This is a genomic window from Caenispirillum salinarum (assembly GCF_044803115.1).
GTDB lineage: Bacteria > Pseudomonadota > Alphaproteobacteria > Rhodospirillales > Rhodospirillaceae > Caenispirillum > Caenispirillum salinarum_A.
The window spans coordinates 2,717,791-2,737,727 of record NZ_CP085224.1; the positions used below are offsets into that span (position 1 = coordinate 2,717,791).

Consider the following 19,937-nt stretch of genomic DNA (forward strand, 5'->3'; position numbering starts at 1 on the left):
GGGAAAGAGGCGCGCCGCCATCACGGGCGGCGGCGCCCACGAAGGGGATCAGGACAATGGCCGACGAAACCATCAACCCGGGCAACCCGGGCAACCAGGACGCCGAGGACACCCAGGGCCAGCAGGATGCCAGCGAGGGCCTGCACATCCACGGCCGCGGCCATGAGGCACTGGAGGACGGCGCGGAACAGCCGGCCAACGTGGGTGACGAGCAGGGCCGGGAGGATTTCTTCGGCAACGCCAACGTCCAGACCGGTCGCCGCTCCACCTTCGAGGGCACGCTCGACGGGCAGCCCGATCCCGGCGAGACCGTCGCCGACCAATCCCCGGTGGTCGGCGGCGACTATGCGCCGGAAGACCCGAACGGCAACGTGACGGCCGATTTCGACGCCGTGCAGCCCGACAACGCCCGCGGCCAGGGTCCTGCGGCCGACGGCGACGAGGAAGATGAGGACGAGCCCGAGGAGGAGGAGGGGCAGCGCGACCCGGGCCTCGAGCGTCCCGAGGACCGCGTTCCCGGCGACGGCGACGACACGGGTGGCGGCAACGATGTGGCGTCCGGCGCCGATCAGACCGCCCCCGCCTTCGCCGCCACGGAGCCCCCCGCCGGGGACGCGGACACCCCCGCTGACGGCGTCGCGGACGACGATGAGGACGACCCCGATCCGGTCGCGGAGACGCCGACCGTCACCGCCGCCGACGCGGATGGCATCGAGGACCAGCCCATCCGCCTGGACCTGACGGCGGCGCTGACCGATATCGACGGAACCGAGACGCTGACCGTGACGCTCTCCGGCCTGCCGGACGGCTTCTCGCTGTCCGACGGCACCGGCGCGTCCGTGGGTTCGAACCTGGGTGGCGGCGCCTGGAGCGTGCCTCCCGGCCAGCTTGACGACCTGTTCCTGGTCCGCCCCCAACACTTCTCGGGCGAGGTGCCGCTCAGCGTCACGGCCACGGCGACCGAGACGACCGGCGAGACCAGCACCGTCACCACCGACTTCACGGTCACCGTGGAGGCCGTCGCGGACGCACCCACCCTGGCCGCCGAGGACGCGGCCGGAACCGAGAATACGTGGCACGACCTGTCCATCTCGGCCGCGTTGGTGGACGCCGACGGCTCGGAAAGCCTGACGGTCTACGTCACCGACGTGCCGGAGGGCGCGACGCTCGACCAGGGCACGCGGCTGGATGCGCCGGTAACGCTGGCGAACGGTACGGTCCTGGCAGCCGGCACCTGGGCCATGACGGCGGACCAGGCGGAGTCCGTCCGCATCATGCCGGCGCAGGACGATTCCACGGATTTCACCCTGCGCGTCTTCGCCGAGACCGAAGAGGATTCCAATGGCGACCGCGCCGTCTCCGGTCCCGCCGAGATCAACGTGGACGTCGGGGTGGTGGCGCCGTCGGTCTCCGGCACCGGGACGGGCGCCGAAGACACCTGGGTGCAGCTTGACCTGTCGGCCGGCGTGAATGCGGAACTGGGCGACGAGTCCCTGCAGGTGCTGCTTGAGAACCTCCCCGACGGCGCCCTGCTGCGTGTTGGCGGCCAGCTTGTCACGGACACCAGCGGGCCGGTGGATATCTCCGGCAATCTGGATGCGGTGGAGGTCCGCTGGGACCCGGCGACCGATCTTCATTCCGACGCCGACATCACCTTCCATCTGCGCGCCATCGTCCGCGACGCCGACGTGGGCACGGACACCGAAACCCCGCGCGACACCAACCAGACCGTCACCGACGTCACCGTCGACGTCACCGGCGTCGCCGATCCGCTGACGCTGTCGGCGTCGGGCAGCGGCAACGAGGACAGCTTCGGCGGCGCCATCGCCGTGCCGGTGACTGTCGCCCTGACCGACACGGACGGCTCGGAGGCGCTGACAGGCACCATCGACCTGATCTTCGACGGCGCCGAGCAGGGCGTTCTGACCGGGCCGAACGTCACCACCTCCACCGACGGCGACGGCAACACCGTCTACAGCATCGCCGTGGACGCCGCCAATGTGAGCTTCGACGCCGCAACCGGCACCTACAGCGTCGGCGGCCTGGTGTTCGAGCCTGAAACGGACTCCGACGACGACGTGACCTTCAGCGTGCGTGCCACCACGCTGGATTCCGACGGCAGCACCCGGACCGACACCCAGGCCGGCCAGACCATCACCATTGATGCGGTCGCCGACGCGCCCACCGTCGCCGCCACCGCCGAAATCGGCGGCACCGAGAGCGCGGCGGACGACGCCTGGATCGATGTCGACATCACCGACCTCGCGCTCGCCGACGACACCAACGAGAGCCTGACGCTCTACGTCGGCGGCGTGCCGGCGGGTGGCGCGCTCATGCTCAACGGCACCGTGCTGACGGCGGTGGACGCCGCCGGCATCGACTTCACCGGCGTCGACACCGCCAACGCACCGGCGCCGGGGCTGAGCGGCGACGTCTACGCCCTGCCCGGCTTCGACCCGGCCACCGATCGGTTGCAGGTGCGCCCGCCGGCAGACAGCTCCGCCGACTTCGACCTGCGGCTTGTCGCGATGTCGGACGAGGCCAACGGCACCGACCAGGGCAACGCCGTGGAGCGCAACTGGTCGGCCACCGACGTGCACGTCGACGTGGCCGTCCTGGCGCCCGAGATCGGGGGCACCCTGAACCACACCGGGGCGGAGGGTGCGTGGACAGCGCTCGACGGCCTGGAGGTGGATCTGCCGGCGCAGTCGGCCGGGCTGGGCGAGGAAACGGTAACCATCACGCTCAGTGGCGACGCCCTGGCCGAGGCCAACGTCCGGGTGGTAGACGCTGACGGGACCGTGGTCGTATCCAAGACCGGCACGGAAACCTCCTTCACCATCCCGGCCGGGAACTGGGACGCGGCCACCGGGGCTCTGACCGGCGTCGAGGTGCAGTGGAAGGACGGCGACCGGACCGATCAGCTGACCTTCGACCTGACCGCCCATGTGGTGGACGTCGACCAGTCGGGCGACTTCGATCCGGCGGGCTCGACCCATGCCGACGAGGCCTTTGCCACCCGGCAGGTGACGGTCGACATCACGCCCGTGGTGGACGCGGCCACCGTCAGCGCCGACGACGACGGCACCGAGGACGCCGGCACGCCCGGGGTTGCCGGCGATGGCGTTGCGCTGGCCCCGGTGGTGCAGCTTTCCGGCGACGCCAGCGAAAGCCTGACCGGCGAGGTGGTGCTCAGTTTTGACACGACCAACGCGGCGGCGGGCACCGTCGTCTGGGTGCCGGCGACCGGCGGCCCGACGGATGTGCTGGAGGCCAATGGCGATCATACGGAATACCGCCTTGATGCGTCGGTCTTCGTCGATGACGGCAACGGCCGCCTGACCATAGACCCGGCCAAGGGCTCTTTGCAGTTCGTGCCGGTGGAGCACTTCGACAACAACGACGCCGACATCACCTACGGCATGGAGATCACGGTTGCCGACGGCACGGAAACGGCCACATTCACCGGCACCGGCCGTCTGACCATCGATGCCGAGGCGGACCCGGTGGCAATCAACGCCTCGGGCATCGGCAACGAGGACAGCTTCGACACCGTCAGCGGCACCTACACGGCGCCCATCGACGTGCCCGTCAGCATCCAGCTGACCGACACCGACGGCTCCGAGAGCCTGTCGGGGACCATCGACCTGGTCTTCGACGGCGCCGTACAGGGCGAACTGAGCGGCCCCAACGTCACCAGGACGACCGATGACGACGGCAACACGGTCTACAGCGTCGCCGCCGACGCCGCCAACGTCACCTTCGACGCCGCGACCAACACGTACAGCATCTCCGGCCTGACCTTCGCGCCGGCCGACGACTCCGATGCCGACGTCAGCTTCACCGTGCGCGCCACCAGCGCCGACAACGACGGATCGACGCTAGAGACCACCGGCGCCGGCACCATCGCGGTGCGTCCCGTGGCCGACCGGCCCGACCTTGACGCCGATGCGGTCGGCGGAACCGAAAGCGCGGCGGACGACGCCTGGATCGGGCTCGACGTCTCGGCCCTGAACCTCACCGACACCGACGGCTCCGAGAGCCTGACGCTCTACGTCAGCGGCGTGCCGGACGGGGGCGGACTGCGCCTTGATCCGGCGGCGACCGGCGCCACCGTCAGCACCGTGGACGCGGCGGACGTCGCATCCGTCGGTGTTGCCGGTGGAACGCCGGACCTGGGGCTGACGGGCACCGTCTACAAGATCACCTTCGACGCCGGCGTCGATCCGCAGGTGGTCGCGGATGCGCTTCAGGTGCGTCCGCCGGCCGACAGTTCGGCCGACTTCGACCTGCGCCTGGCCGCCATCGCCAGCGAAGGCAGCGGCGCCGAACACGGCAATGCCGTCGAGCAGAACTGGAACACCGCCGACGTGCATGTGGACGTGGGCGTGCTGGCGCCCACCGTCACCGCCGACGCCCAGGCGCCGGGGGCCGAGGGCACGGGCTGGACGCCGCTGACGGGCCTCAACGTCCAGGTCCCAGCCCTGACCGACGGATCATCGGAAGAAACGGTCACCATCACCGTCAGCGGTCCCGACTTGGCCGACGCCACCATCCGCGACGGCGACGGCAACCCGCTCCAGGCGGTGCCGGGCACGGCCAACGCCTTCGTCGTGCCGCTGGCCGCATGGGATGCGGCGACCGGCGCCATCAGCGGGCTGGAAGTGCGGTGGAACGACCCCGACCGATCCGGCACCATCACCTTCGATTTGAAGGCGCACGTCGTCGACGGCGATGCCGGGGAAACCTGGTTCGATGCGCTGGGCACCGCGTTCGCCGACGAGGCGGAAGCCTCCACCTCCGTCAGCGTGGACATCCTGCCGGTCTCCGATGGTGCCACCATCTCGGGCGGCGGCGTCGGCGTCGAGGACCAGTGGACGGCGCTGAACCTGTCGTGGAGCGTCAACGACGGCTCCGAGGAGGTGAGCGGCGTCACCCTGTCCGGCCTGCCCGAAAACACCACCATCCACTATCCCGACCCGAACAACGATGGCAGCTACCTGTCAGCGACGGCGGGGGCCGACGGCACCGTCGTCCTGCCCAAGGAGCTGACCGGAGCGCAGCAGGCCAACGTCTACGCCGAGTGGCCGCAGCACCTGAGCACGGCCCTGGAAGCCGACGGGACGGTGGAACTGACCCTGTCGGTGGACACGGCCGAGCCCGGCGCCTCGAACAGCGCGGCTTCGACCACCACGGATCAGAGCTTCACCGTGCGGGTCTTCGGTGACGCCGACGAGGCCACCGGCGCCACGGATGCAACCGCGAAGACGGTGGCCGAGGACGTCTTCTACGAGGTCAAGTGGGGCGACGGCCTGGACGTCAACGCCGCCCTGGCCGACCCCAACGCCGAGACCCTGTCCTTCCTCATCAAGCCGGAGGACGGCGCCGCCCGCCTGAAGATCGACGGCGTCGACCAGGGCACCGCGCCCGCCGATGGCTGGAGCCTGACCTACGACCAGCTCTCGACCGGCAAGATCGAGATCGCCGGCCCGCTGCACTGGGGCCGCAGCGACGGCGACCCGACCCAGACCTTCAAGGTCTACGCCGTCACGACCGAAGCCGACGCGGCGGCCGACGACAGCGCGCTCGACGGCGTCACCCACCCGGTCGAGGGCGGCCTGTCGCGCGAGGGCGTCGCCACCGTTCACATCGGCGACCTGAACCTTGCTGCCGCGGCCGTGGCCGATGCCGTCAGCTTCGCCGCCGCCTCCGTCGCCGATACCATGCTGGAGGACAACGGCACCCCCGGCACCCCCGGTGACGGCGTGGCGATCGCGCCGGAAATCCAGCTCACCGACACAGACGGGTCGGAAAGCCTGGACGGCTACCTGATCTTCGAGTCGTCGGACGCGGCCCTTCTGCGCGGCGCCCTGACCCTCAACGGCTCCGACCTGACCGCCTACAAGGTGGTCATGTCGGGGACGGACTCCGCCAATCCGGTGCTTGACGAGTCCGCCAGCGTGGCCGAGGGCGACACCTTCGCCTTCCGGGTGCCCGTCAGCGCCCTCACCGATGACGGCAACGGCGGCTACACGCTGTCGGGCCTGACGTTCGTGCCGGAAGAACACTCCGATGCCGACGTCACCTACAAGCTTTATGCCACCACCAAAGAGGCCGACAACGGCGCCACCCAGGTCACACGCACGGACGGCACCATAGACGTCACCGCGGTCGCCGATCCGGTGACGCTGACCACCGTCGACACCGGTGCCGAGGAAGCCGACGCTGCCGCCAACGGCATCCCGCTGTCGCTGACGACGGGCCTGGTGGATGCCGACGGGTCCGAAACCCTGACGGTGTTCCTGACCCTGCCCGGCAGCGCCGATGCCGGCACGGTCCTGGAGCAGAACGGCACGGCACTTTCGCCGGTGACCGATTTCACGGCCCATCCCGCCCTGCCCGACGGGCCCGACCTGTCGGGCACCGTGACCTATGCCTTTACCATCCAGGCCGGCGACGACCCGGCGGCGGTGCTGGGCAACCTGGTGCTGAAGCCGCCCGCCGGTGTCTCCGACGACCTGGTGCTGGACGTGCGCGCGGTGACGGTGGAGACGGACGCGAACGGCGATCCGCGCATGGCGCAGACCAACGATACGTTGCGCATCGACATCGGCACCGACGACCCGACGCTGACCCTCTCCGGCGATGGCGGGTTCACCCTGCTGGAAGGCACGAACTACGAGTCGAATCCCTGGCAGGCGGTCGACCTGACGGCGGACCTCTCGGCCTCCATCGATCCGGCGCTGGCCGACGGCAGCGAAACCCTGACGGTGCGCCTCTACGGCTTGCCGGACTATGTGGATATCCGCTACTCGGGCACCGGTCCGAATGCGGTCCAGACCGGTTCCGACGCGGACGGTGACTATGTGGTCATCCCCGCCGACAGGTTGTCGACGGTTGAGTTCCGCATGACACGGGATCACCGCGACCAGGACTTCACCCTCCAGGCCAAGGCGGTGGTGGAAGACGTGGACGTCGGCACCGCGTTGGAAACCGATCGAGCCGCGGCCTGGGGCGACAGCGCCGAAAGCCCGCTGGTGACGCTGGACGTCAACGTGCTCGCCCGCGCCGACAACGCCAACATCAAGGTCGAGGGCGAAGGCCTTGAGGACGACTGGCAGCAGCTCAAGCTCAACATCTCGGCCAAGGACGGCTCCGAAGACGTGACGTCGGTGGTGCTCAAGGGCATCCCGTGGGACATGGAGTTGCGCTTCGACGACGGCACCACTGTGACCGACGTGACCGTCAACCCCGACGGAACGGCCGAGCTTCTGCTGTCCGGCATCGACCTGGCCGACCTGAAGAACCACCTTCAGTTCAAGGCCGGCTTGGACGACAGCACCTATGACGGCGGCATCCCCATGCGCGTCGAGGTGACCACGACCGAGAACGGCGCCGAGGTTGGCGACGTCAATGCCGGAGATGAAACGCACGTCAGCGGCAAGGACTTCACGCTCGACGTCTGGGGCGTCGCGGATACGCCGGAACTGACCCTGAACACGGGCGATGGCGGAACGCCGCCGACGAACGGCCTGGACCCCGTGGACTTCCCCCACGCCATTTCGCACATCGTTCTCTACCTCGATGACGGGACCAACCCGATCTTCAAGGTCAAAATCGACGAGTTCTCGGAAGGCGGGCCGGCCTGGAATGCTCAATACGATCCCACCGACCTGCCGCTGGACGCCTTTATCGACCAGACCTTCAACGGCGCCAAGCTGGTCGCCATTTCCGTCAAGGCGGGCCAGAACTTCGGCAGCCACGACTGGCAGCACAACGCCGAAGGCGAACTGCTGTGGACCAACGATCCCGTAGCTGACAGCCTGATGCCCTCGGGCATCCCGGCCGAAGGCTCGGCCCACTTCTTCGCCCTGCCGAACGACGCCTTCGACCACCTGGCGCCTTACGCAGGGCCCTCCGGCACCGGCACGGCGAACACCCATACCGAGACCATCGCCGAGGACGGCCTGTTCACGCTGACGCTGAACGGTCCCAACGGCCTGCTCCAGGCGGAAACGGGGGAAGAAGGCACCGGCGACGCGCCGACCAGCGCCGACGGATCGGAGACGCTGGAGTTCCGCATCGAGCCGGTGGACAAGGATCATTCCCGCCTGCTGGTGGACGGCAATGAACGGCCCCTGGAGAACGGCGCCTGGATCGTCACCTACGACGAGCTGGCCGGCGGCCGCGTCCAGATCGGCGGCGCCGACGACTGGCACAGCGAGGCCGGCCTGCCCTTCGACGTCACCGTTGTCGCGGTCGAGGCGGATGCCGACGATCCGGAGCATCCCGACGCGACACTGGCCCGGACGGACGGCCCGACCCGCCAGATCATCCTCAAGATCGATGCCGACGCGGACATCGTGACGATCGACTCGGCAGCCGCCGGGATCGAGGACCAGACGGTCGCCATGCCGCTGAACATCACGCTCGACGATGCCGACGGGTCGGAAGCGCTGGTGGACTACGTGTACCTGGTCACCAGTGACCCGGATATGCTGGCCGGCAGCCTGAACGGCACCTGGACCGACGCGGCCACGGACCTGACCTTCTTCGACGTGCAGCTGGACGGCACCGGCGCACCCGTGGTCGACGCAGATGGCGTGGTGCAGCAGGCCACCGCCCCCAGCGGTGTCCATGCCGTGAAGGTTCCCGCCACGGCCTTCACCGGCCCCGACGCCGATGGCGCATATACGCTTTCCGGCCTGACCTTCACGCCCGAGGCCCATTCAGCGGACGAGGTGACCTACAAGGTCTACGCCACCACGCAGGACGCCGACGGCTCGCGGATGACCACCGTCGGCGACGGTTCCATCACGCTCAAGGCCGAGGCCGACGCGCCGGCTGTCACCGTGAACGGCGACAGCCCTGCCGACGTCGGCACCGTCGTCGCGGGCAACGAGGACGGCCTCATCGCGCTCAACATCGCCGCCGCGCCGGTGGACCCGGACAGCGAGGACCTGACGCACGCCGAACTGTCGGGCGTGCCCGACGGCTGGGTCGTGGGCGTGCTGAATACGGACGGCTCTTTCTCCGCCGCCAGCGACAACGGCAACGGCGTCTGGGTGCTCGACCACGATCGCCTGGCCGACGTGGTGGTGCGCCCGCCCCTTCACCTGAACGTGCAGCCGGCGGACGCGCCCGAACTCACCCTCAAGGTCACCTCGCGCGAGGACGGCACAGACGTCAGCGATGCCACCGACGCCGATGACGGCGTGGCCCTGCGCACCGCCGTCACCTCCAAGTCGTTCAAGGTGGAGGTGGACGCCGTCGCCGACGCCCCGACGCTGACGGTCCAGCCGGAAGTCACCGCCGAGGAACAGGCCGTCAAGCTCGACATCCTGCCGGCGCTGACGGACACCGACGGCTCGGAGTCCCTGTCGCTGTTCATCACCGGGGACTTTGCCGGCGGCAGCCTGACCGGCGCGGGCGTCACGCAGCTTTCGGCCACCGAATGGCAGGTGGACGTCGACCACCTCAGCGACCTCTACTACGTGCCGGCCGAGGATTATTCCGGCACGGTCAGCCTCCAGGTCGTCGCCCGCGCCAGCGAGAGTGCGAGCACCGATCCTTCCGACGACGAGGCCGAAACCATCGTGGCGCTGCCCATCATCGTGCGCGGCGTTGCCGATGCCCTGGACGATGCCGCGGGCATCTCGGTCACCGCGGCCGAAGATGACGGCTGGTTCGATCCGGGTCTTGCGAGCAGCCTGACCACCAAGGACATGCTGGGCGCCGACGCCGTCGGCTCCGAGAGCGTCGCCGTGGTGCTCAAGGGCCTGCCGGACGACGTCGAGATCAGCATGACCGCCGGCAACGAGGACGGCCTGCGCTACATCGGCACCAGCGGCGGCCAGCCCGTCTGGGCGGTGGAGGCCGGCTACCTGGAGCATGTGCGCCTGCGCGTTCCCGACGACTGGGCGGGCCGGGTGGACGTGCCGATGGTGGTGACGGTGACCGAGGCCGACGGCCATGGCACCGAAACCGGCATGACCCTCGCCGTCGACGTGACGCCCGAGGCCGACGCGCCGCGCGTGACCCTGAGCGGCAACAACGTCGAGGACGCGACCGCCGGCGCCTCCTTCACCATCGGCGCCGCACTGCGGGATGCCGACGACCGGGCCGGCACCGACTCCGACGATTACGCCGAAAGCATCACCGGCATCACGCTGACGGTGGCCGACGCAGCCTTTCTGGCCGACACGCCGGACCTCAAGGTGGTCATCGACGGGATTGAATATGACCCGTCGGCCCCCATCGCGATCAGCGATCCCACCGCGACCGTCACGTTTGCCGGCCTGCCCGACGGCTGGTCCAAGGACGTGCCCGTCCAGGTGACGGTGGAGACCACCGAAGGCGGCACCACCGCCACGACCACCAAGGACTGGGCCGTGCCCATCGCGGCCGATGCCGACCCGGCGCAGACCTTCGACATCGCCGACGGCCCGCTGGCCTCCACCACCGGCACGCCCATCGATTTGAACCTTGCGGTCCTGCTGGGCGACACCGACGGGTCTGAGGTCTCGCACGTGATCGTGACGGGCGTGGCCGACGGCATGAAGCTGGTCGACGCCACCGGCGCCACCGTCGGTCACGACGCTGGCGGTGGTCGCTGGATCGTTCCCGCCACCGATGCCACGGGCGCCGTGCAGGACCTGCGCGTCGACGGTGCGCCGGGCACGGCCGCATCGCTGTCGGTGACGCTGATGGTCACGGATATCGACCCCGACGGGGGCCGCGACGTCTGGATGAGCCAGGCGGAGACGGTTGACGTGTCCTTCGGCGCCGGCGGCACGGGCGGGGGCACGCCCGCCGACGTGGGTCCGGTGACGGTCGCCATGGACGACGTCGGCATTGACGAAGACGGATCATTCCTCGTCAACGCCACCGTCACGCCTTCCGGCGACGATGTCGCCGGCTCGGTTGTCATCCACGGCCTGTCCAATGCCGTGCGCGTGGTGTCGGAGAACGGCGCGTTCAACGTCTTCGCGCTGGACAACGGCGACGGCACCAGCGACTACGTGATCCCGGTCGAAGCGCTGGGCAACGTGCGCGTCCATCCGCCGGCGGATTCGGCCGAGGATTTCACCCTCACCCTTACCGCCACGGCGCGCGACGGCTACTGGACGCGCGAATCCGACCCGGTCAGCGTGCCGGTCGCGATCGCCCCCGTCACCGAGACCGACGGCAGCATCGGCGCCGGCGTCGCCGCGGGCGCGGACACCACAGAGGACACCGCCGGCATCGGCGTCGAGCTGACCCTCGACCAGGCGGATGCCGATCGGTCCGAGGTGCTGGCCGGCGACACGCTGACGCTCGACACCAGCGGCGTGCCCGACGGCACCGAGATCACGCTGAACGGCACCACCTGGACCACCGACGGCAGCGCCATTTCCGTCAACCTGTCGGACTTCGGCACCGACCTGAACACGGCCAACGCCGCCTTCCAGGGTGCTGGCGGCCTGACGCTGACGGGGCTCTCGGTCAAGCCGCCCGCCGACTGGCACGGCAAGGTCACGCTGGGCGTTTCGGCGCAGGTGGTGGACACGGACGCTGCCGGCGATGCCGACACCGGTCCGGTGGCGGAGGCGACATGGAACGGTGCCGTGACCATCACCGTCACACCCGAAACCGACGGCGCCACCCCCGTCGCCGTCGACATCACGCGGAATGAAGACGAAGCCATTCCGCTCGACATCAAGATCACCACCTCGGATCTCAAGGGCGTGGACACCCATGGCTCCGAGCTTCTGTCGGTGGTGATCGAGGGCGTGCCGGCCGGCATGACCATTCTTGGCGCCTCCAACAATGGCTCGGACGACGGCGGGGTGACGAACACCTGGACCGTCAAGAGCAGCGTCCTTGGCGCCATGGCGGCCGACGGCACGCTGTCAGGCCTGCAACTGGTCGCGCCGCCGGACTGGTCCGACGCCGACGGCCTGGACCTGACGGTCCGCGCCTATCAGATCGAGGCCGGCACCCGCGACGTCGTTGAAAGCGCGGACACGTTCACTGTGGTCGTCAATCCCGTGGCCGACACGCCCTTCGTCAACCCGCAGTACGCCAGCGGCACCGAGCACCAGGAGGTGCCCCTGGACCTGGGTGCCCTGTCGGCGGACTTCGACGGCAGCGAGACGGTCAGCGTCACCATCACCGGCGCACCGGAAACGTCCACCTTCAAGGCGACTCTCGACGATGGGTCGACCCAGACCTGGACCGTGGGCGCCAGCGGCACCGTTGTGCTGCCGGTGAGCGGCGTCGCGGCGCTGTCCTTCGTGGGGCCGGAGGACCTGTCGGGCGACGTGACGATGACCGTCACCCCCACGGCCACCGACGGCACCGACAGCGCCACGGGCGCGCCGCAAAGCTTCACGGTCTCGTTGGCCGGCGATGCCGATGCACCGCTGCTGACCACGCCGGCGGTCCCGCCCTCGGGCGTCGAGGACTCCGACGTGGCCCTGAACCTGAGCGCCGCCCTGCAGGACCTGGACGGCTCGGAGTCGCTGAACCTGATGATCGGCCCGGCCGCCGGGGCTGCCATTCCGGCCGACACGGTGCTGGTGACGGCCTCCGGCCAGGTTATCAGCCTGGACCAGAACGGCACTTTCTCCGTGTCGGAGGCCGACATTCCGGGACTGAAACTGCGGGCGCCCGCCGACTGGCACGGCACGCTGGATCTTGCGGTCACGGCGACGGCAACCGAACAGGACGGCGACGCCCAGTCGACGCAGGCCCCGCTGACAGTCACCATCACGGCCGCGGGCGACGCGCCGACCGTCGATGTCTCGGCAGCCGGGGACTACGGCGTCAACGGCGGCCACACGGGCGTCCTGAAGGTGCTGACCGGCACCGCGGACCCGCTGATTTCCTTCGCCGACGTCGATGCGGCGCTGGACCCGGCCGCCGCATCACTGTCGGGCCTGAAGGTCTCGCTCGCCACCACCGACGGAACGGACGGCCTGGGCCTGAGCGGCTTGCCGATCTCGTTCACAAGCAGCGGCGGCCTGGCGACCACCGTCAACGGCAAGACCTTCGGCCTGTCGTGGGACGGCGGCTCGCAGACCCTCACCTTCTCGGGGGCCGGCGATTACGCCGAGTATCAGACGCTGGCGGAATCGGTCATCCTGACCAATGACAACGGCACGTTGACGGCCGGGTCGCGCACGGTGACGTTCACCGCCATCGACGGCAACGGCCTGGAGAGCACCGGCGCCACCGACGGCGGGCTCGATCCCAACGTGGAGATCACCATCAACGGCGACAAGACCGTCAGCCGCACGGCCGACGACCTTCACTTCCACAGCGACGGCCGGGCAAGCATCGCCGGCAGCGACGGTGATGACAGCCTGACCATCAGCGCCGACAGCTTCAGCGGCGTCAGCGGCCTGGGCGGCTTCGACATCCTGACCGTCATGGCCAACAGCGAGACGGCAGGCGACTGGACGTTCGCCATCCAGGACGACGGCGCCTCGGTCACCGCCACCAGCGGCGACGAGACGCTGGACATCGTCTTCACCGACGGCAAGGCGGCGGAGGTCGATGCCGTGGGCGACCTGGTGCTGGAAGACGACAGCAGCGGGACGTTGACCTTCGAGGATGGCAGGACCGTCGACTTCGACGACCTGGAAAAGATCAACGGCCAGTTCTGAGGCGACATCACCGCCGGCGCGCGCCGCCGCGCGCCGGCGGTGATCCGGGCCCGGAAAAGGGCCCTTCAGTTGATGCGCAACCAGGTGTGGCTGTCGTCACGCATGGCGCCGGTGGTGTAGTGGTCGTCGAAGTGGGCGACGCGGGCCGCCTGCACGGGCTCGGTCGCCAAGGTATCGCGCACGTAATGGCCGTCGCCGTCGTGCTGGAACCCCGGTGCCCAGGTCGTCCGATCTTCCCGCGTGAGACGCGGCCGCATGTCCGACTCACCGGCTGCGACGATACGCAGGCGGACGTACTGCCCGCCATCGTTCACATAGCCCGGACTCCACGAGGCGCGGGCGTCGATCACCATGCGCGGCGCCTGCGGCACCGCAACGTCGGAAGCACTGGCGGATGCGCCAAGGCCGGCCGCGAAGGCCGTACCTGAAAGGACGAGAAGCGTTGAGCGCAGCAGTGTCATGGCGGTTACTCCCAGAAAAGGAACCGCCGGCCGAGCGATGCCACCATGCCTCCTTGGGCGGACGTCAGGCGGTCGGCTTCATCATCCGAGTCCCCTGCTCGGTTTCTTGAGTATGTGCCCGTCGCCGTCCCGCCGTGCGCGGGGAGCTCTCATGCCAGACATGCGAAAAGCGCCGCCCGGCCGGGCGGCGCCTTCGCATCCCCGAACCGACGTCCGGGCCTAGACGGACTGGCCGGCCATCGAAACCACCTGCACCGCCTGCACGCGGTTGGACACGCCCAGCTTGCGGTAGGCGCTGGACAGGCGCTTCTTGACGGTGACCTCCTGCACGGACAGGCGCTGCGCGATTTCCTTGTTCGACAGGCCCTCGAGCAACAGGTTCAGCGCATCCTGTTCCAACGGACTGAGCGAGCCGCCGACGCCCGAAAGGCTGGGGCGGGTGGCGTCTTCCTCGGCTCCCTCGCCGAAGAGGAAAGACGGAAAGTACCTCTCGCCCGACAACACCAGACGCAGGGCGTTGACCATGGCGTCGCCGTTGAGGCTTTTCGGCACGAATCCCTCGACGCCCGCCCGCATGGTGGACAGTGCCTCATGCCGGCTGGCGGTGCCCGACAGGACCACCAGGGGGATGCCGGGGAACTGGCGCCTGGCGGCGCGCACGCCAGTGACGCCGTTCATGCCGGGCATCCGGAAATCCAGGATAATCATGGCCGGCGCGGGGTCTTGCGTCCCCAGGTCCAGGGCCTCCTGCAGGGTGTCGGCCTCGTCCACATGGACGTCGGCGCGCACGCGCTGAATGAAGGGGACCAATGCCTCGCGAACTAGGCGATGGTCGTCGGCCAGAACAATTCTCATACGTTTCCCTCCCGCACGGACCGCCACCCCACCTGCCGAGACAGTCTAGACGCAAGGCAGGCTGCGGTCTGATATGTATAGTATATCAATTGGTTCGTAATTTTCATCCACAACTTGCGCGGTGTTGTATCACCATTTCGTGCCAGTTCAAGGTGTTATCAAGCCTTCAGGCCGGGTCCGAAGTACTAGGCAAGGTAAAAGGCCCTCCACCGCCGGCCACCGGGAGGCGTGGCGGCCTCCGCGTCGCCAGGACCCCGCCCGCGCGTCAAAAGGCAGGGGACGCGGAACGGCGGTGGAGGGCGAGCGCGCAAACCGCCGGGATGGCCGCGCGCTATTACATGGAGCCGTTGCTCCTAACCTTGCGGGCCATCGCCAAGGTTGACGTCCGGCACGATGATCTCGAATGACCGACCCGCCGGCGATCGATGGCCGTTCCGCGATCTCTGCCAGCGTGAAGCGGGGGAGTGTCCTGTCGAAGCTCAGGCGAAAAGCGCAACGGTCCGAGGACGTCGGGCCACGGGTCCTGATCCGCGCAGGTGCGCCACTGCCGGGCCCTGACCTTAGCTGACCGTGGCGCGTAGGATTGGCGCGGGAGGATCACCGGCCCCTCCCCCTCAGCCGGGCTTGGGCGATCCTCCTCGCGCAGCCGGCGGGCAGCGCCCTCTGTGCGCCCGCCGGCGTCCAAGCCCTGCCGTGCGGCCCTACAGCCGGCGTCCCGCCGGCCTACCGCGGCGTCGCCTGGCCGCCGTTTCAGTGACGGGGACCGGTCCCATGGTCCCACGAGCGCAGGTCGCATCCGATCAAGGCGCCGGCGACGCTATTGAGCCGATCGGCCGAGCGCAGGGCGAGGCGTGACAGGGTCATCATGTCGTGGGCCGCATCGAGCGCATCGTCGCCGCTCCGTCGGCCGGGCCGGTAAGGGCGGGCCCTGGCCATGGCCGCTTCCAGCGTCATCAACGTGGACCGCCGCGTCTGGCTGAGCAGGCGGTCGGCCGCCTCGCGAATTTCCAGGTCTTCCATCGCCTCGGGTCTCGTTCCATCCTGCATCTTCATCGTGCCCCCCTCTCGCTGACTAGCCGGGAGTAGTATCGGGGCTTCAGGGCCGCAGGGCCGGAACGTGTCATCCAACTCATCTTCACTATCCCTTGCAAGCCCTTGTCTCTCAACGGAACGCGCGGATAGCCGGCAGGGTCGCACGCATCCGGCCTACCTACCTGGGTATTACGCCCGATGCGCCGGCCCCCGGCCGGCGTGCCGTCCCGCCGTTTGAAAAAGCGCTGGCGCTCACTATACTGGCCGAGGACTGCGCCCTCTGGGGCGTAGCCGACATCCCAGCGGCAGACCCATGGCGATCGACAACCGGCCAGACGCGACGGACACCAGAACAGCCTCGGCCCGCACGGCCGGCAAGGCCGCACACAAGCCGGCGGTGGAGACGCGCAGGGCCTTCGGTGCCGATGCTGCGCGCCCGCTGTTCGCACCGCCCGAGACCGACGCCTTCGCCCTGCTCGACGGCCGCGGCCGCGTCATCAGCGCCAGTGAGGGGCTGTCCGCGGTTCTCAACTGCGACACGCCGTCCGACCACCTGACGGGCCGCGCCTTCGACGCCCTGTTGCAGACGACCGTGGCCCGTCCCGATGTCATCGAGGCCGACCTGTGGCTGGCGGCGGTGCGCCAGAACGCAGGCTCCGGCCAGATGCACGAAAGCGGCGAATTGCGCCTGCGCGGCCCTGGCGCGGAGGGCGACGTCCTCATCCTCAACGCACAATGCGCTTCGGGCGTGCGCATGTTCGTCCGCATTCGCCGCCGCGCCGCGCCGACGCAAGCGGAAGCCGAGGCGGGGGCACCGCCCGCCAGCCTGCCACAGCCAGCCGCAGAACCATCCTCGCCCGCCGTCACGTCCGGCCGGGACAAGGAGACAGCAGGCACGCCACCGCGTCCCGGCCTCGGCCCGGTGCTGGAAGGCCTGCCGGACGCCGTCTTCGTCACCGACATGTCGGGGCGGCTGATCCTCGGCAACGACCCCTGCCGCGACATCTTCAGCCGGCCGCTCGGCCCCCTCATCGGCCAGCCCGTGCCCGCGCTTCTGCCGCGGGACCTTGCGGCCGCCATGGCCGAGGCCGACGCCGCCGTTGCCGAAACCGGCCAGCCCCTGCGCTTCACCCGTGCGCGCAACGTGGCGCTGGGCCACTGGCGCGAATACGAGATCGTCAAGGCGCCCCTGCGGTCTCCGGAGGGGCTGCAACTGGGCATCGTCACCACCTGCCGTGACGTCACCGTGCAGGACGCGCAGATCCGACAGGGCATGGAACAGGCCCGCCTGCTGGATGCGCTGCTGACCCACATCCCCTACTTCGTCACCTGGAAAAACCGTGACCTGATCTACCAGGGGTGCAGCCAGAACTTCGCCGACATCTTCGCGTCGGGCTCGCGCAACGGCGTGATCGGCGCCACGGACAACGACCTGCTGCCGCTGGCCGGCGAGGCGGAAACCTTCCGCCGCGGCGACACGGCCGTCATGACCACCGGCACGCCGCTGCTGGACGTTCACCGCATCGTCCACCGGCCCGACGGGCGGGGGATGCGGTGGATGATCTCCACCGTCTGCCTGCGCGACCGCAGCGGCCAGATCACGGGTATCCTTTCGGTGGCGCGCGATGTCACCGCCGCCCGCCGCACCGAGGCAGAGCGCGACCGCCTGTCGCGCATCATGCAGTCGCTGCTGCAACTGCCCGTCACGGTGTTCCAGACCGACGATACCGGCACCATAACCGAAGCCTTCGGCGAAACAGTGTTCGACGGCAGCGACACCAAGGGCAAGGACGTCTTCCGCCTTCTGCCGGGGGCCGCGGGAGCGCTGCGGGATTCCCTGACACGCCGCCGGACGGTGCGCTTCGAGGTCACCGACGACCGTCGCAACCGCGCCCTGGACGTGGTTTTCGGCCCCGACCGTCCGGGCGGCCGCGGCTACCTGGGCGTCGGCCTGGACGTCACCGAACGCCGCCGCGCCGAACGGGCCCTGCGTGAACGCGACCAGCTGCTGTCGTCCATCATCGGCACGATCCCGGTGATGATGTCGGCGGTGGAGCCCGACGGCCGCATCGTGTTCTCGGAGGGCCGCGCCCTCAGCCTGCTCGGCCACCAGTCCGGCGAGACCGTCGGCCGCACCGCGGCGCAGGTGTGGGCCGGCCAGCCGCGCGTTCTGGAAGCCCTGGACCGGGCCCACCGGGGCCAGGAGGTGGTGCTGGACCTGGAGGTCGGCGAATCCGCCCTGCAAATGCACATCATGCCCATGGGCGAGGACGAGGACGATCGCGTCGCCAACGGCCGGCGCCGTGGCAGCGGCGGCCCCGTCCTGATCCTGGGCGTCGACATCACCGACCGCCGCCGCGCCGAGGCCCGCTTCCGCGCCATGTTCGAAAAGGCGACCGTCGGGCTGGCGCTGCTCAACGAGTCCGGCGCCATCGTCACGGCCAACGGCGCGCTGTGCCGCATTCTGGGCGAAGAGGCCGAGGCCCTGGCGGGCCGCCTTGCCGGCGACCTGCTGCCGGTGCCCGAGCCCGGCACCTGGCGATCCTGGCGCGAGGTCGTGGGCGGGCGGGCCGTCGGCGCCCCCGCCCCGCCCTGGCTGCGCATCGGCCACCACGCCTTCAGCGACGGCCGGGGCGAGGAAGCCGCTTCCATCCTCATGGTCGAGGACAGTTCCGAGGTGCGCGAACTGGAGGACCAGTTGGCCCACCTGTCCAAGCTGACGGCCCTGGGCGAGATGGCCGCAAGCCTGGCGCACGAGATCAACCAGCCGCTGAACACGGCGCGGCTTGTGGCCGAGGCGGCGTTGGAGGACCTGGCGGGCAGCCGCGCCAAGTCCGCCCGGCGCGGCGAGAAGGCCTTGTCCACCATCCACGCCCAGACCCAGCGCATCGCCGAGATCATCCGCCACGTCCGCCAGTTCGGCCGGCGCGACGACGACAAGCCCCGCCCCTTCGACCCCGTCGCCGTCACCCGCACAGTGGTCAAATTCTTCCGTCACGAGGCTCGCAAGGCCAAGGTGGCGCTGAACGTCGACCTGCCGCGCACGGGCCCGCTGATCCTGGGCCATACGGTGCGGTTCGAGCAGGTTCTGATCAACCTGTTGCGCAATGCCCTGGACGCAGTGGTGGAGGCGCACGGCGAGAGCGGAGAGGGCCGCATCGAACTGTCCATCCGCCTGGAGGACAAGACGGCGGTGGTCTGCGTGCGCGACAACGGTCCTGGGATTCCCGACGGGGTGCGAGACCGCATCTTCGAGCCCTTCTTCACCACCAAGTCGGCCGAGCGCGGCTCGGGACTGGGGCTCGCCATCTGCCTGACCATCGTTGCCGAGATGAACGGCCGCCTGGACGTGTTGCGGCCGGAGACCGGCGCGGCCATCGCCATCCGCCTTCCCGTGCCCGAGACTCCCGCCCTTGCCGGCGGGCCGGCCATTCCCGCCGCCGCCTTCAGGCAGGACGACGCCGCGGCACCCATCTCACTCGTCTCGGCGCCGAAATTGGCGCGCGGTCCGGCCGGCCGGCGCTCGACCAAGGCGCTGGCGGGCCTCACGGTCGTGGTGGCCGACGACGAGGAGGAGGCGCTGCAGACCGTCGCCCGGTCGCTGCGCGGTCACGGCATGAGCGTGATCACCGCCGGCACCGGCGAAGAGGCCTTCGACGCCGTGGTGGAGCACGACCCGGATGCCGTCATCACCGACCTGACCATGCCCGGCGCCGGCGGCGAGGTCTTCATAGAGCGCCTGGGCGCCGGCGCGCCGGGGCTGCCGGTGATCGTCATGACCGGCCGCCCGGTGCGCGACGAGCCGTGGCGGCGTCATGTGGCCGCCGTGCTGGGCAAGCCGGTGGGCCTCAAGGAATTGCGCGAACTGCTGAAGGACCTGCTCCTTACACGGCACTGAGGCCCGGCGCAGGACGCATTTCGCCCTGGAAACCGGGTGCCG

5 protein-coding genes are annotated in these 19,937 nt (G+C 69.6%); 2 read left to right on the forward strand and 3 right to left on the reverse strand.

Annotated features, from left to right (window positions below):
• The first annotated feature begins 56 nt into the window (after positions 1-56).
• On the forward strand, positions 57-13,649 hold the full coding sequence (locus tag LG334_RS12480) for a hypothetical protein (RefSeq protein WP_404378556.1): 13,593 nt from the start codon (positions 57-59) through the stop codon (positions 13,647-13,649).
• A 65-nt stretch (positions 13,650-13,714) separates the two neighbouring features.
• On the opposite strand, the gene LG334_RS12485 is transcribed toward LG334_RS12480, so the two are convergent.
• The 3 genes from LG334_RS12485 to LG334_RS12495 all read right to left on the reverse strand — a co-directional run bounded on the left by LG334_RS12485 (position 13,715) and on the right by LG334_RS12495 (position 16,018).
• Positions 13,715-14,110: a hypothetical protein gene (locus LG334_RS12485; protein ID WP_404378558.1), complete on the reverse strand. Its 396-nt coding sequence runs from the start codon at positions 14,108-14,110 to the stop codon at positions 13,715-13,717.
• 219 nt (positions 14,111-14,329) lie between these two features.
• Positions 14,330-14,965 carry a response regulator transcription factor gene (locus LG334_RS12490; protein ID WP_404378560.1) on the reverse strand — a complete coding sequence of 212 codons (636 nt, stop codon included), beginning with the start codon at positions 14,963-14,965 and terminating at the stop codon, positions 14,330-14,332.
• 750 nt (positions 14,966-15,715) lie between these two features.
• Positions 15,716-16,018 carry a hypothetical protein gene (locus LG334_RS12495; RefSeq protein ID WP_404378562.1) on the reverse strand — a complete coding sequence of 101 codons (303 nt, stop codon included), beginning with the start codon at positions 16,016-16,018 and terminating at the stop codon, positions 15,716-15,718.
• Positions 16,019-16,310: 292 nt separating this feature from the next.
• Between LG334_RS12495 and LG334_RS12500 the strand changes: the two genes are divergently transcribed.
• Entirely contained in the window at positions 16,311-19,895 is a 3,585-nt protein-coding gene (locus LG334_RS12500) for a PAS domain-containing protein (RefSeq protein WP_404378564.1), read from the forward strand.
• Positions 19,896-19,937 lie beyond the last annotated feature (42 nt).

What these genes read in the sequence shown, in the direction of transcription:
- LG334_RS12480 (WP_404378556.1), top strand. Translation starts at nt 57, where the DNA reads ATGGCCGACGAAACCATCAACCCGGGCAACCCGGGCAACCAGGACGCC.
- LG334_RS12485 (WP_404378558.1), bottom strand. Translation starts at nt 14,110, where the DNA reads ATGACACTGCTGCGCTCAACGCTTCTCGTCCTTTCAGGTACGGCCTTC.
- LG334_RS12490 (WP_404378560.1), bottom strand. Translation starts at nt 14,965, where the DNA reads ATGAGAATTGTTCTGGCCGACGACCATCGCCTAGTTCGCGAGGCATTG.
- LG334_RS12495 (WP_404378562.1), bottom strand. Translation starts at nt 16,018, where the DNA reads ATGAAGATGCAGGATGGAACGAGACCCGAGGCGATGGAAGACCTGGAA.
- LG334_RS12500 (WP_404378564.1), top strand. Translation starts at nt 16,311, where the DNA reads ATGGCGATCGACAACCGGCCAGACGCGACGGACACCAGAACAGCCTCG.